Source organism: Planomonospora sp. ID91781 (assembly GCF_015711595.1).
In the GTDB taxonomy this organism is placed as follows: Bacteria; Actinomycetota; Actinomycetes; order Streptosporangiales; family Streptosporangiaceae; genus Planomonospora; species Planomonospora parontospora.
Genome location: NZ_JABTEY010000001.1, coordinates 3,483,692 through 3,496,405, shown reverse-complemented (window position 1 = coordinate 3,496,405; position 12,714 = coordinate 3,483,692). Strand labels below are relative to the sequence as shown.

Annotated in this window: 10 protein-coding genes; 5 read left to right on the top strand and 5 right to left on the bottom strand. The window is 74.1% G+C overall.

The features are described 5' to 3' along the window. The first annotated feature begins 122 nt into the window (after positions 1-122). The 3 genes from HS048_RS15860 to HS048_RS15850 all read left to right on the top strand — a co-directional run bounded on the left by HS048_RS15860 (position 123) and on the right by HS048_RS15850 (position 4,101). Positions 123-1,982 carry a SpoIIE family protein phosphatase gene (locus HS048_RS15860; protein WP_068894035.1) on the top strand — a complete coding sequence of 620 codons (1,860 nt, stop codon included), beginning with the start codon at positions 123-125 and terminating at the stop codon, positions 1,980-1,982. 233 nt (positions 1,983-2,215) lie between these two features. Continuing rightward, the gene (locus HS048_RS15855) at positions 2,216-3,388 is read left to right on the top strand and encodes a glycosyltransferase (protein ID WP_239321024.1); all 1,173 of its coding nucleotides are present in this window, start codon (positions 2,216-2,218) and stop codon (positions 3,386-3,388) included. Between the two features lie 95 nt (positions 3,389-3,483). Next, positions 3,484-4,101 (top strand): FMN-binding negative transcriptional regulator, encoded by a 618-nt coding sequence (locus tag HS048_RS15850; RefSeq protein ID WP_068894037.1) that lies wholly within the window; start codon positions 3,484-3,486, stop codon positions 4,099-4,101. Positions 4,102-4,196: 95 nt separating this feature from the next. Here HS048_RS15850 and HS048_RS15845 read toward each other — a convergent pair whose 3' ends face one another. Further along, positions 4,197-5,291 (bottom strand): CdaR family transcriptional regulator, encoded by a 1,095-nt coding sequence (locus tag HS048_RS15845; protein WP_068894415.1) that lies wholly within the window; start codon positions 5,289-5,291, stop codon positions 4,197-4,199. Positions 5,292-5,367: 76 nt separating this feature from the next. Here HS048_RS15845 and HS048_RS15840 point away from each other — a divergent pair, with 76 nt between their 5' ends. Both HS048_RS15840 and pruA read left to right on the top strand, forming a co-directional pair. Next, a complete protein-coding gene (locus HS048_RS15840; protein WP_068894038.1) occupies positions 5,368-6,294 on the top strand; it encodes a proline dehydrogenase family protein in 927 nt (308 codons plus the stop codon). Positions 6,295-6,296: 2 nt separating this feature from the next. Next, positions 6,297-7,922: an L-glutamate gamma-semialdehyde dehydrogenase gene (gene pruA / locus HS048_RS15835; protein WP_196467324.1), complete on the top strand. Its 1,626-nt coding sequence runs from the start codon at positions 6,297-6,299 to the stop codon at positions 7,920-7,922. A 54-nt stretch (positions 7,923-7,976) separates the two neighbouring features. On the opposite strand, the gene HS048_RS15830 is transcribed toward pruA, so the two are convergent. From HS048_RS15830 to HS048_RS15815, 4 genes are all read right to left on the bottom strand, one after another. Further along, positions 7,977-8,708 carry a hypothetical protein gene (locus HS048_RS15830; protein WP_196467323.1) on the bottom strand — a complete coding sequence of 244 codons (732 nt, stop codon included), beginning with the start codon at positions 8,706-8,708 and terminating at the stop codon, positions 7,977-7,979. 89 nt (positions 8,709-8,797) lie between these two features. Next, complete coding sequence (locus tag HS048_RS15825; protein WP_196467322.1) at positions 8,798-9,364, bottom strand: hypothetical protein; 567 nt, start codon at positions 9,362-9,364, stop codon at positions 8,798-8,800. A gap of 58 nt (positions 9,365-9,422) precedes the next feature. Then, on the bottom strand, positions 9,423-11,672 hold the full coding sequence (locus tag HS048_RS15820) for a transglycosylase domain-containing protein (RefSeq protein WP_196467933.1): 2,250 nt from the start codon (positions 11,670-11,672) through the stop codon (positions 9,423-9,425). A gap of 506 nt (positions 11,673-12,178) precedes the next feature. Next, a complete protein-coding gene (locus HS048_RS15815; RefSeq protein WP_068894043.1) occupies positions 12,179-12,511 on the bottom strand; it encodes a putative quinol monooxygenase in 333 nt (110 codons plus the stop codon). Positions 12,512-12,714: the final 203 nt, after the last annotated feature.

Genomic DNA, 12,714 nt, shown 5'->3' with positions numbered 1-12,714 from the left:
GAGATCCCTTCCGGAGTTTCGATAACTTAACCACTACCTGACCGTGCACCGATGAGACCCGCGGGGTGGCGTACCGTCTACAGCGGGACACCTCCCACTCCGGCCCTGGACGAGGACGAGCATTGACCGAACCCATTGGCCTTCCCGCCCTGGAGCAGGCGCTCGACGCGCTGACCGCGAGGGTCCTGTCCCTGCGTGAGGCCAGGTCCAGCTACCCCGCCGACCCCCGGTCCACACTCGACGCCGCGCTCGCCGAGCTGGACACCGCCCGCGAGCTGCTGGACGCCGCCCTGCGCGAGCTGCGCAGGACCCCGCGGCGCTCCGGTGAGCGGGAGAACGGCTCGCAGCGGGAGCTCAAGCTGCTGCGCCAGGTGTTCAAGACGTTCCCGGTGCCGGTGGCGGTGCTGGACGGCTCGGGGGTGGTCCGGCGGATCAGCGCGGAGACCTCGCGGATGCTGGGCAGCCCGGCCGGCTACCTGATCGGCCGGTCGTTCCCGCTGTTCGTCGACGTCTCGCGCCGGGCGGCGTTCCGCTCGCACCTGACCGCGGTGCAGCAGAGCGGCCAGACCGCGACGTTCCAGACCCGGCTGGCGCACCAGGGCCGCGCGCACACCGTGCAGCTCGCCCTGGTGCGGCTGACGATGCCGGGTGAGCCGCACGCGATGACCGCGGTGGTGATCCTGCCGCTGGAGACGCAGGTCGCCGAGGCCCCGCCGGGACCGGCCGACCGGTCGGACGCCGCCCTGATCCTGGCCTCCGCGCGCCGCCAGGAGCTGCTGTCCCGGATGACCCGCCTGCTGCTGGACGAGGAGAGCCTGCGCCAGCCGGTGACCGTCACCCGCGCCTCTCGGCTGCTGGCCGCCGAGACCGCCGACTGGGTGATCGCCGACGTGGTCCGCGAGGGCAACCCCCGCCGGGCGTGCGTGTTCGGCCCCTCCGACCGGCCGGTGACCGACCTGGTCCGCCTGGTCGAGGGGCTGAACCCCCTGCGGGCGCCGCTCATCGCCCACGTGCTGACCGGCGGTTCCGGCGTGGTGCACGAGATGGTGGAGGACGAGAACCTGCTGGGGGGCGCCGGCGACGGGCCGCCGCTGCTGCGGGTGATGGGCGGGGCCTCCGTGCTGTGCGTGCCGATCGGCGGCGAGGACGGCCCGGCGGGCTCCCTCACCCTGGTACGGCTGCGCGACCGCGAGCCGTTCTCCCTGGCCGACCTGGGCGTGATGCAGGAGATCGGCGTGCACCTCGGGCTCGCGGTGCGGGCCCGGCGCAGCTTCCAGAACCGGTCGCAGGCCGCCGACGCCCTGCGCACCAGCGTCGTGCCGCGCAGCCTCCCCGACATCCCCGGGTTCGAGGCCGCGGCGATCTACCACGCGGGGTCCAGCCCGGTGGGCGCCGAGTTCTACGACGTCTTCCCCGTCGCGGACGGCTGGGGCTTCGCGCTCGGCGGGGCGGCGGGCAAGGGCGAGGAGGCCGCCTCGGTCAGCGCCATGGTCCGCAACGGGCTGCGCGTGCTCAGCGTCTGGGAGTCCGATCCCGGCCAGGCGCTGCGCAAGCTCAACCAGGCGCTGGCCGTGCAGCACAGCGGCATGTTCGTGATGGCGCTGGCCGGGTTCGTCAAGGGGCGGCGGATCAGGCTGGCCAGCGCGGGGCACCATCCCGCCGCGCTGCTGCGGCCCGACGGCACGGTGCGCTTCACCGCCGGGGGCGGCGTGCCGCTGGGCATCTCCCCCGACGGGGAGACCTTCGACGAGGAGCTCACCCTGACCGCCGGCCAGATGCTGGTCTTCTACTCCGACGGCCTGGTGGCCTCGCGCAACGACGAGGGCGAGGCGTACGGCGAGATGCGGCTGGCCGACGTGCTGGCCCGGTGCGTCTCGCAGTCCCCCGCGACCGTGGTCAAGACCGTCGAGGAGGACCGGCACGCGTTCTCCGGCGGCCGGGTCTGGGACGAGGTCGTGGTCCTCGCGCTGCGTGTGGCGTAGGTCTCCCGCGGGTACGGCGTCGCGGAGGCCGCCTTCCGGCCCGGGGGCGCCGGAGCGGGATGCCGCCGCCGTCCCCGGTGTCCCCGTGGGGCCCCGGCGGTGCCGGGAATACGGAGGTTTGCCATCGACGGCGATCCGGGTATGGTTTCTCGCATACAGATGAGTGCCTAAGACGCAGGCACCCCTGAAGGAATCCTTGGCTTTCCATGCCTGTCTCCTCCCAGAGGTGTGCCGTGAATATTGCATTCGTCTTCTCCGACGCCCTGTCCGCCACCCAGGACTGGTCCGACCTCTCCGCCCAGCGCACCCAGATGCTCGCCATCGCCCGGGAGCTCGGCAAGGAGCACAAGGTCACCGTCTACACCCGCAGGGCCTCCGATTCGGGCAAGGCCCGCGTGCGCGTGGCCCACGGCGTCACCATGGAGCACCTGGCGGTCGGGCCCGCCGAGGACCTGTCCGAGGACGACGTCCTGCGCCACCTGTCCGGCTTCGGCACCGAGCTGACCCGCCGCTGGAGCCAGGACCGCCCGGACGTCGTCCACGCCTGCTCCTGGACCGCCGGGCTGGCCGCCATCGCGGGCGCGGACGGCCTGTCGATCCCGGTCGTCCAGGGTTTCATCTGCGAGAGCGCCGACCCCAGGAAGGCGCGGCTGCAGCGGGCGATCAGCCGGCGCGCCGGCGCGGTGGTCGCCGGCTGCGGGGGCGAGGAGTCGGAGCTGATCCGGATGGGCGTGCCGCGCCGCAACATCGCCGTGGTGCCCTGCGGCATCGACGTCGAGCGGTTCCGCCGGCAGGGGCCGGCCGCGCCGCGCGGCACCCGGTCCCGTCTGCTGCACGTGGGGCCGCTCTCCGAGGGCAAGGGCGTGCTGACCGCGATCCGGGCCCTGGAGGGCGTCCCGGACGCGGAGCTGCTCGTCGCCGGCGGCCCGGCCGCCGCGGACCTGGAGCACGACGCCGACGCGCACCGGGCCATGATGCTGGCCAAGGAGCTCGGCGTGGAGGACCGGGTCACCCTGCTCGGGCAGGTCGCGCACGCCGCCGTGCCCAAGCTGATGCGCAGCGCCGACGTGGTCGTCTCGCTGCCCCGCGAGGCCGCGGCGGGCGTCGTCGCGCTGGAGGCCATGGCCTGCGGCGTGCCGGTCGTCGCCTCCGCGGTGGGCGCGCACACCGACTCCGTGGTGGACGGGGTGACCGGCCTGCTGGTCGCGCCGGACCGTCCCGCGCAGACCGCCCGGCTCGTCCGCGAACTGCTCGCCGACCCGACGCGGCGGACGGCCCTGGGCTTCGCCGGCGCCGACCGCGTCCGCTCCCGCTACTCGTGGGAGCGGATCAGCCAGGAGCTCCTGCGGGTCTACGGGGACGTCGTCCCCGCCGAGGAGCGCACCCTGCAGCCGTCGGCCGCCTGACGGCTCCGCCCGGTCTTCGGCCCGGCCCGGGATGCGGTTCGCTCCCGGACCGGGCTTTTTGATGCATCCGACTGGATAGGTATACGTTTGACCGCATGATGATCCATCCGTGGGACGCCGCCGCTCCCGACGAGGCGCTGGAGTTCGTCCGGTCGAGCGGTTTCGGCCACCTCATCGCCTCCGGCCGGGACCGCGACGTCCCGGTCGTGGTGCCGACCCAGTTCCTGCTCGCCGACGACCGCACGGTCCTGCTCCATCTGGCCCGGCCCAACCCGGTCTGGGCGGCGATCGCGGAGAACCCGGCCGTGCTGCTGTCCGTGGCCGGCGACTGGGCCTACGTGCCCGGCGCGTGGAAGGTCCTGCCCGGCGAGGACGACCCCCGTCTCGGCGTGCCGACCACCTACTACGCCGCCGTCCAGCTCGTCTGCCACGCCGAGGTCGTCACCGACCCCGAGGGCAAGCTCGACATCCTGCGGGCCCAGCTCGCCCGGTTGGAGCCGGAGGGCGCCCTGGCCGACCCGGCCGAGCACGCGCGGCGGCTGCCCGGCATCCTGGGGCTGCGCCTGACGGTGCGGAAGGTCGAGGGCAAGTTCAAGTACGGCGGCAACGCCGACGAGGCGCACCGGCGCCACATCGCCGACCGGCTCGCCGAGCGCGGCGGCCCCGGGGACGCCCCGGCCCGCGCGCACCTGCTGCGCCGCCTCGGCGGCTGACCCCTCCGGCACCGGCGCCCGGACGTCGGCGCCCGGCGTCCGGCGGCGGCCCGCGTGGGCATGCGGCCCGGGCGGGACCGGTGGTCCTCCGCGGACTACAGGAGCCGGGCGGCCTTGAGGGAGAGGTGGACCAGCAGCCGGGCCTCCCCGTCCCCCAGGTCGCGCCCGGTGAGCCGCTCGGCCTTGCCCAGCCGGTAGTAGAGCGTCTGGCGGTGCACGCCGAGGGCGGCGGCGGTCTCCTGGACGTGCCCGGCGCGGTCGAGGTAGCCCTCCACCGTCCTGGCCAGTTCGGGGTCGGCCGCCAGCGCGGCGGTCTCCCCGGCCAGCTCGCGCAGGTCGGCCGGGGCCAGGCGGAGCAGCGCCCGGTAGACCCCCAGGCCGGACCAGTCCGCGACCGGGGCCAGGCCCGGCACCCGGACGGCCGCCCGGAGCGCGCCCACCGCCTCCCGCCAGCTCAGCCAGGCCTCCCCCGGCTCGTCGCGCGCGCCGCCGATCCCGGCGGCGGTGCCGTACATGGCCTGGACCCGCCCGGCCACCTCCCGCGCGTGGGCCGCCGGGGCGAGCAACCCGACCAGGGGCCCGTCCGCGGCCGGGAGACCGGGTTCGGCGAGCACGTCGCGCGGGAGCGTCCAGAGTGCGGCGACCCGGTCGGCCGGGCCGTGCACGGCGATCGCCGCCACCGGGCCGCGCAGGTCCAGCGCGTCCGGCAGCGGCAGGGCCCGCGCGCGCTCCCCGGCGTCGGCCGAGAACAGCTCCCGCAGGTGCGCGCCCAGGTCCCGGCGGCGGCGGGCCTCCTGCGCGAGCGCCGCCGCCGCCCGCCCGACCAGGCCCGCCACCGAGGCCAGCCGCTCGTCGGTTAGCGTGCCGTCGTCCAGCAGCCACAGGTAGCCGTAGGTCACCCCGTCGTGCCGGAGCGGGACGCAGACCCGGGCCAGCACGCCGAGCTCGGCGTCGGCGGGGATGCGGACCCGGCCGGGCGCCGTGGCGATGCCGTACCCCTCGAAGTAGGCCCGGACCTCGTCGGAGGCGCGGCGGCGCAGGATGGACTCCTGGCGCACGGTGTCGATGTCGCCGCTCTGCGCGGCGTAGGCCAGCAGCTTCAGCGAGCGGTCCTCCAGGGTGGCGGCGGCGCCGAGGCGGGCGGCGATCTCGTCGACGGTCTCCTGGAGCATGCCGCCATTGTCGTACATCTGCACAAACCCTGCTCCCGCGATCGTGGCAGATGCACATTCGATAGTTCTGAGCTGGAGTTTTAGGCTGGAGAACATGCTCGGTTCACTGCTCCTCGCCGGGTCACGGGTGCCGCTCGTACGGCGTGCCGTCTCCGGCGTCCCGCTGACACGCAAGGTCGTCGACCGCTTCGTGGCGGGCGAGACCCCCCAGGACGCCGTCGAGGCCGTCCGCCGCCTGACCGGCGCGGGCCTCACCGTCACCATCGACCATCTGGGCGAGGAGACCCGGGACTCCGGGGCCGCCGCGGGTACCGCGCAGGCCTACACCGTCCTGCTCGGCGCGCTGCGCGAACTGGATCTCGGCGACCGCGCCGAGGTGTCGGTGAAGCTCTCCGCGGTCGGCCAGGCGCTCGGCGCCGACGGCGACAAGATCGCCCTGGAGAACGCCCGGCGCATCTGCGAGGCGGCCCACGCCGCGGGGGCGGACGTCACCCTCGACATGGAGGACCACACCACGGTCGACTCCACGCTCGGCGTCCTGCGCGCGCTGCGCGACGACTTCCCCCGCACCGGCGTGGCGCTCCAGGCCTACCTGTTCCGCAGCGAGGCCGACTGCCGCGACCTGTCGCACGAGGGCTCCCGGATCCGCCTGGTCAAGGGCGCCTACGCCGAGCCCGCCTCGGTGGCCCACCGCGACAAGGCCGAGGTCGACAAGGCCTACGTCCGGTGCCTGCGCATCCTCATGGCCGGCGGCGGGTATCCCATGGTGGCCACGCACGACGACCGGCTGATCTCGATCACCGAGCTCCTCGCCGACCGCTTCGGCCGGTCCCGGGGGGACTACGAGTACCAGATGCTCTACGGCATCCGCACCGACAAGCAGCAGGCCCTCGCCGGCGCCGGGCACACCGTCCGCGTCTACATCCCCTACGGCGACGACTGGTACGGCTACTTCATGCGCCGCCTCGCCGAGCGCCCGGCCAACGTCGCCTTCTTTCTCCGCGCCCTGGGAGGCAAGTAGCAATGGACGCCATCTCCAACGTTCCCGTCCCCGCCAACGAGCCGGTGTACGGCTACGCGCCCGGCAGCCCCGAGCGGGAGGCGCTCACCGGCCGCATCAAGGAGCTGGCCGGCTCCCAGCTCGACCTGACCATGACGATCGGCGGCGAGCAGCGGATGGCCGGCGGCGCCCCCGTCGACGTGGTGCAGCCGCACAACCACGCCGCCGTGCTCGGCCGTACCGCCGACGCCACCGCCGGTGACGTGCGGGCCGCGATCGACGCCGCGCTGGCGGCGGCCCCGGCCTGGCGGGCACTGCCCTTCGACGAGCGGGCCGCGATCTTCCTGCGCGCCGCCGAACTGCTCGCGGGCCCGTGGCGGCGGACGCTGAACGGCGCCACGATCCTCGGCCAGTCCAAGTCCGTCCAGCAGGCGGAGATCGACGCGGCCTGCGAGCTGATCGACTTCCTCCGGTTCAACGTGGCCTACGCCCGGCAGCTCCACACCGAGCAGCCGGCCTCCTCGCCGGGCGTGTGGAACCGGATGGAGTACCGCCCGCTGGAGGGCTTCGTCCTGGCGATCACCCCGTTCAACTTCACCGCCATCGCCGGCAACCTGCCCGCCTCGGCCGCCCTGATGGGCAACGTCGTGGTCTGGAAGCCCTCCCCCACCCAGCAGTTCGCCGCGCACTTCACGATGCGGCTGCTGGAGGAGGCCGGCCTGCCGCCGGGCGTGATCAACATGGTGACCGGCCACGGCTCGGCGGTCTCGGAGGCCGCGCTGACCCACCCGGAGCTGGCCGGCATCCACTTCACCGGCTCCACCGCGACCTTCCAGCACCTGTGGTCCACGGTCGGCGCGAACATCGCCTCCTACCGGAGCTACCCGCGCCTGGTCGGCGAGACCGGCGGCAAGGACTTCGTGCTGGCCCACCCCTCGGCCGACCCGGCCGTGCTGACCACCGCGCTGGTCCGCGGCGCCTTCGAGTACCAGGGCCAGAAGTGCTCGGCCGCCTCCCGCGCCTACGTGCCGCGCTCGGTCTGGACCGCGATCCGCGACGAGCTCGTCGCCACGGCCGAGTCGCTGACGGTCGGCGACGTGGCCGCCGACCTGTCGACGTTCATGGGAGCGGTCATCGACTCCCGGGCGTTCGCCAAGCACAAGGCCGCGATCGACCGGGCGCGCTCGCTGGACTCGATCGACGTGCTCACCGGCTCCTACGACGACTCGGTCGGCTACTTCGTCAGGCCGACGATCCTGGTCTCCTCCGACCCGACCGACGAGATCTTCAGCAAGGAGTACTTCGGGCCGATCCTCGGCGTGCACGTCTACGACGACGCCGACTTCGACACGGTGCTGGACCAGATGGAGAGCGCCTCGCCGTACGCGCTGACCGGCTCGGTCATCGCCCGGGACCGCTACGCGATCACCGTCGCCTCGCAGCGGCTGCGCTTCGCGGCGGGCAACTTCTACGTCAACGACAAGCCCACCGGCGCCGTCGTCGGCCAGCAGCCCTTCGGCGGCGCCCGCTCCTCCGGCACCAACGACAAGGCCGGTTCGATCTTCAACCTGATCCGCTGGGTGAACGCCCGGACGATCAAGGAGACCTTCGTCGCCCCGGCCGACCACCGCTACCCGCACATGGGCTGACCGCCGGCGCCCGGTCCGTCGCGGCGCCTCCGGGCCCACGCCGCGCCCGCCGTCTCATCCGGCCCGCCGTGACGGCCGGCCCGCGGCCCGGCGGGCCGGCGCCGCGGGGACGTCGCGCCCGCCGGCGCCGCCCGCGGCCGGGGGGATGTCCTCCCCGGGCAGATAGCCTCTCGCCGCGAGGTTGGCGGCCCGGGCCCGTTCCCGGCTCGCGGTGACGACCTCGCGCTGCCGCGCCGACCGCTCCGCCTGCTCGGGCCGGTCCTCGCCGGACAGGTCGGTGCCCACCCGGTCTCCCGCCTCGAGCCGGTCGAGCCGTACGCCGTCCGCGGCCTCCTCCGCCGCGATCAGCATCCGGGCCCAGGACGCCAGCGCCCGCGCCCAGAGGCTCCGCGCCAGGGCCACCTCCTCGGGAGAGGCCCTGTGGCGGATCCGTTCGTACTGCCCGGAGAGCACCTCGACCTGGCGGCGCGCCGCCTCGAGGGTGGCGGGCGGCGGGAAGCGCCCGGCACCGGCGTCCGGGCGCTCACTCCCGTCGCCGGGACCGCTCCGCACCCCGTCCAGGACCTCCTCCCGGGAGGTCAGCGTGCGCACCCATTCCATCAGGGCCCAGGCCCAGGCCTGCCTCGCCCGGAACAGCTCGCCGATGGACACGCCCCCGGAGTCGATCGCCTGCCGGGCGTCGCCGTACCGGCCCATGGCCCAGCGGAGCTCGCGCCCGGCCTCCCGGAACTCCAGCCGGGCCTGTTCACGCCGGTCGGAGGGATGGCCTGCCCGCGGATCGTCCACGCCGGGAGGGTACGGCAGGCCTTCCGCCCGCGTCCCCCGAACCGGGGAATCCCCGTCCGGTCCCGGTCCCGCGCCGGGGCGGTGCCCGTCTAGCGGGTGGCGGCCGGCGCGGACAGGGCGGACCAGGAGGAGGCCGTGCAGCCGGCCAGCAGCGTCACGCCGGACAGCACCCCGCTGACGAGGGGCACCCACTCCAGGGCCGGGGTGAAGGTCATGGCGATCCCGGCGGCGCCGAGCACGGTGAGGACGAGGCCGGGCAGCATGATGGTGCGGTTCTTCCAGACCGGCCCGAGGGCGACGAAGTGCAGGCCGACGACGAGGGCGATCCAGGCGACGTTGGTCTCCACCGGGCGGTCCAGGGCGCGCAGCACCGCGATGCCGCCGAACAGCATGACGACCTCGGCCACGGCGATGACCGCGAAGCCGAGGCCGAACATCTTCCCGCCGGCCTGTCCTCCGGCGACGACCGGTTCGACGCCGGTCGTCCTGGCCCGTCTCACGGCGGTGAACCACAGGAGGACGACGCCGCCCAGGGCGGCGGAGGCGGCGACCCGGAGGACGAGGGCGATCGTCGGATCGAGGGGCGGGTGCGAGTTCACGAACACGAAGACCGCGCCGAAAACCGCGCCGATCAACAATCCGGTCAGACGTTGCATGACGCGCACCCTACCGAAGATCGATCAAGAATCGATCAAGGAAGGGAGGCGGGCGGGGTCACCCGCCGCCTCCGCCCGGTCCGTTCGCCCCGCCGTTCCCGCCCGGCCCCCGGCCCTGCCCCGGCCCGTGCCCGCGGCCCGGTCCGCGCTCGCCGTTCCCGGGCGGGCCCTCGCCGTTCCCGGGTCCCTCGCCGTTCCCGGGTCCGTCACCGGGTCCGCCGTCACCGGGTCCGCCGTCGCCGGCGTCGGAGACGGGCGGCCGGGGGGCGCAGCCGGCGCCGCAGCCGCCGAAGCGGGCGGAGTCGACCGGGTGGAAGGGGGTGGCCCTGACGCCCTTCAGCGCGGCCATCATGGTGTCCTTCCAGATCGGGCCGGAGATGGAGGCCCCGAAGACCGCGCCGTAGTAGTGTCCGCCGATGGTCACGCCGCGGAGCTTGTGCGCCGTCGAACCCCGGGGGTCCCCGAGGCTCACCGCGCCGGCCAGGTCGGGGGTGAACCCGGCGAACCAGGCGGTGGCGTGGTCGTCGGTGGTGCCGGTCTTGCCCGCGGCGGGCCTGCCGATCCCGCCCACGCTCCGCATCGTGCCCTTGGTGAACACCCCGGACAGGACGTCGGCGGTGGCGTCGGCGATCGCGGGGTCCAGCGCCTGGCGGCACTGGGGCTGGTGGTCGGTCGCCCTGCCGTTCCGGTCGGTGATCCGGGTGATCGCCATCGGCCTGCAGTACCTGCCGCGCGCCGCGATGGCCGCGTACGCGCCGGCGACGGTGACCGGGTCCGTCTCGTTGACGCCCAGGGTGAAGGTCTGCACCTCCTGGAGCGGCCGGCCGTCGGCGCGCTTGATCCCCAGCGACCTGGCCGTCCGCACGGTGTCGCACAGGCCCACGCGCTCCTCCAGCACCAGGAAGAAGGTGTTGACCGAGCTCCAGGTGCCCGTGCGCAGCGTCTTGAAGCCGGGCGACCCCTCGTCGTTGGTGATGGTGTGCGTCGGGTCGCCGACGTTGCCGCCCTTGCAGTCCTTGAAGGTCGAGTAGGCGGGCGCGCGGTAGCCCGCGCCCGCGGTGAGGCCGTCGTCGAGCTTCATGCCCTTCTTCAGCGCCTCGATCAGCGTGAAGGTCTTGAACGTCGAGCCCGGCTGGAAACCGATGCCCCCGCCGTGCGCGGCGTCGGCCACGACGTTGTAGGAGATCTCGTTCCTGCGCCGGGAGGTGCCGTACTCGCGGCTGGCCGCCATCGCCCTGATCATCCCCGTGCCCGGCTGGACCAGGGCCTGGGCGGCGACCGGCTCGTCCGAGGCGTGCACCCGCGCCCTGATCGCCTTCTCCGCCGCGGCCTGCATCCGGGGTTCCAGCGTGGTCCTGATCGTCAGACCGCCGCGGTTGAGGAACCGGGCCCGGGCGCTCTCGGTCTTCCCGAAGCTCGGGTTGCCGAGGATCTCGTGGCGCACGTACATGCAGAAGTAGGGGTACGGGCTGGCCTCGCACCCGCCGGGCAGCGGCGTGCCCCGGTACCCCAGCTTCCCGGCCTTGGCCTTCGCGGCCTCCTGCGGGGTGATCCTGCCGAGCTCCGCCATCCGGTCGAGCACGACGTTGCGCCGGTCCAGCAGCCGCTTGCGGTTCTTCCTGCCCCCTTCGGGGTCGGTGGCGTTGGGCAGCTGAACGGCCGCCGCGAGGGTCGCCGCCTGTGCCAGGTCGAGCTCGGCCGCCGGGATCCCGAAGAACCGCTTGGCCGCCGCCTCGACGCCGTTGGCCCCCGCGCCGAAGTAGGCGATGTTCAGGTACTTCTCCAGGATCTGGTCCTTGGAGTACTTCTGCTCGACGGCCAGCGCGTGGCGCAGCTCGTTGAGCTTGCGCGCGTAGCTGGCCTCCAGCGCCTTGTTCTTCTCCTCGTCGGTGACGGCCGTGTTGAGCAGCACCTGCTTGACGTACTGCTGGGTGATGCTGGAGCCGCCCTGGCTCACTCCGCCGGAGGTGAGGTTCTTCGCCAGGGCCCGGATGGTCCCCTCGATGTCGATCGGGCCGTGCTCGTAGAAGCGGTCGTCCTCGATCGCGATGATCGCCGTCCGCATCACCGGGGCCACCTCGGCGAGCGGGACGACCTCGCGGTACTCCTCGTAGAACTGCGCGATCTGGTTGCCCCTGGCGTCCAGGACGGTCGTCTTCTCCGCCAGCGGCGGCTCGGGCAGGTCCACCGGCCTGAGGTTCAGCTCGTCCGAGGCGGTGACCACCAGCGCCCCGGCGCCGCCCACGGCGGGCAGGGCCAGGGCCGCGGCCAGCACCCCCGCGGCCACCGCCGCCTGGGCCAGGCGCATGACACCGGACCCCGCCCCCGTCCGCGCCGTCGACCGCGCCGTCGTCCGGGCCCCGGGCCGCTCCTCCGGGGGGACCTCCCCCGGCTCTCCGAAGATGTTCATCCGGCGGCACCGGTGCCGGTGCCCCCGCCGGCCGCCCTCCGGGTCCCGGGACGCCGGCGGGCCCCTCCGGACGGCGGCGCGGCCGTGAACCGGCTCGCGACGACCACGTGCATCGTTCCTCCTGCGACTGGGAAGTCATGGGCGGGCCCGTGGGACGGGATTCGCGGTGAGTCCACGCGATGCCCGCCGGCCTGGGGGACGGAGCCGTCCCATGACGTGTGACGGCCCCCGCCCCGGCGGCTCCCGCACCGCCCGCTGATCACACGGGACAGCAGACCAGACCTGGCGGTTCGTGTCCAATACCGGTAAACGCATCCGATGGATACCGGAACGGATATCACCGCAGACGGAGCGGTGTGGAAACGTCGCCGGAGGAGGACGCCCCCTCTTCGCGGGAGGGGGATTCAGTCCCGCTCGGGCACGGCCATCTCGCCGAGGAGGGACCAGTCGTCCTGCGGGATCGTGGTGTTGACGATCCGGGGCGTGGCGGCGAGGTGGGGCGGCAGCGTCCGCTGCGCCTGCCGGAAGTGCTCGGACCCCACGTGCGCCGCCCCGGCCTCGTCGTCGCGGAACGCCTCCACCAGGACGTACTCGGCCGGGTCGTCGACGCTCCGGGACCAGTCGAACCACAGGCAGCCCGGTTCGGCGCGGGTCGCCTCCGTGAACTCCCGGGTGATCTCGGGCCATCGGTCGGCGGACTCGGGCAGCACCCGGAACTTGGCGGTGATGAAGATCATCGGTTCTCCTCTGCTGGTGGACGGCGGGACGCGGTCGCGGAACGACCCGCCGACGATGCTAGTGATCCCGGCGGCCGGCCCCCTCCGGGACACGGGGCGACACGGGGGACACGGGGGACACGGGGAACCGCGCCGGGCTCCCCGGCGGCGCCGCGAACATCCCGGTTCGGAAACTTTCCACTGCGATCCTTCGTCAACGGGTA

Coding starts and splice junctions, on each gene's coding strand:
- HS048_RS15850 (WP_068894037.1), top strand. CDS start 3,484: ATGATGATCCATCCGTGGGACGCCGCCGCTCCCGACGAGGCGCTGGAG.
- HS048_RS15845 (WP_068894415.1), bottom strand. CDS start 5,291: ATGTACGACAATGGCGGCATGCTCCAGGAGACCGTCGACGAGATCGCC.
- HS048_RS15840 (WP_068894038.1), top strand. CDS start 5,368: ATGCTCGGTTCACTGCTCCTCGCCGGGTCACGGGTGCCGCTCGTACGG.
- pruA (WP_196467324.1), top strand. CDS start 6,297: ATGGACGCCATCTCCAACGTTCCCGTCCCCGCCAACGAGCCGGTGTAC.
- HS048_RS15825 (WP_196467322.1), bottom strand. CDS start 9,364: ATGCAACGTCTGACCGGATTGTTGATCGGCGCGGTTTTCGGCGCGGTC.
- HS048_RS15820 (WP_196467933.1), bottom strand. CDS start 11,672: ATGCGCCTGGCCCAGGCGGCGGTGGCCGCGGGGGTGCTGGCCGCGGCC.
- HS048_RS15815 (WP_068894043.1), bottom strand. CDS start 12,511: ATGATCTTCATCACCGCCAAGTTCCGGGTGCTGCCCGAGTCCGCCGAC.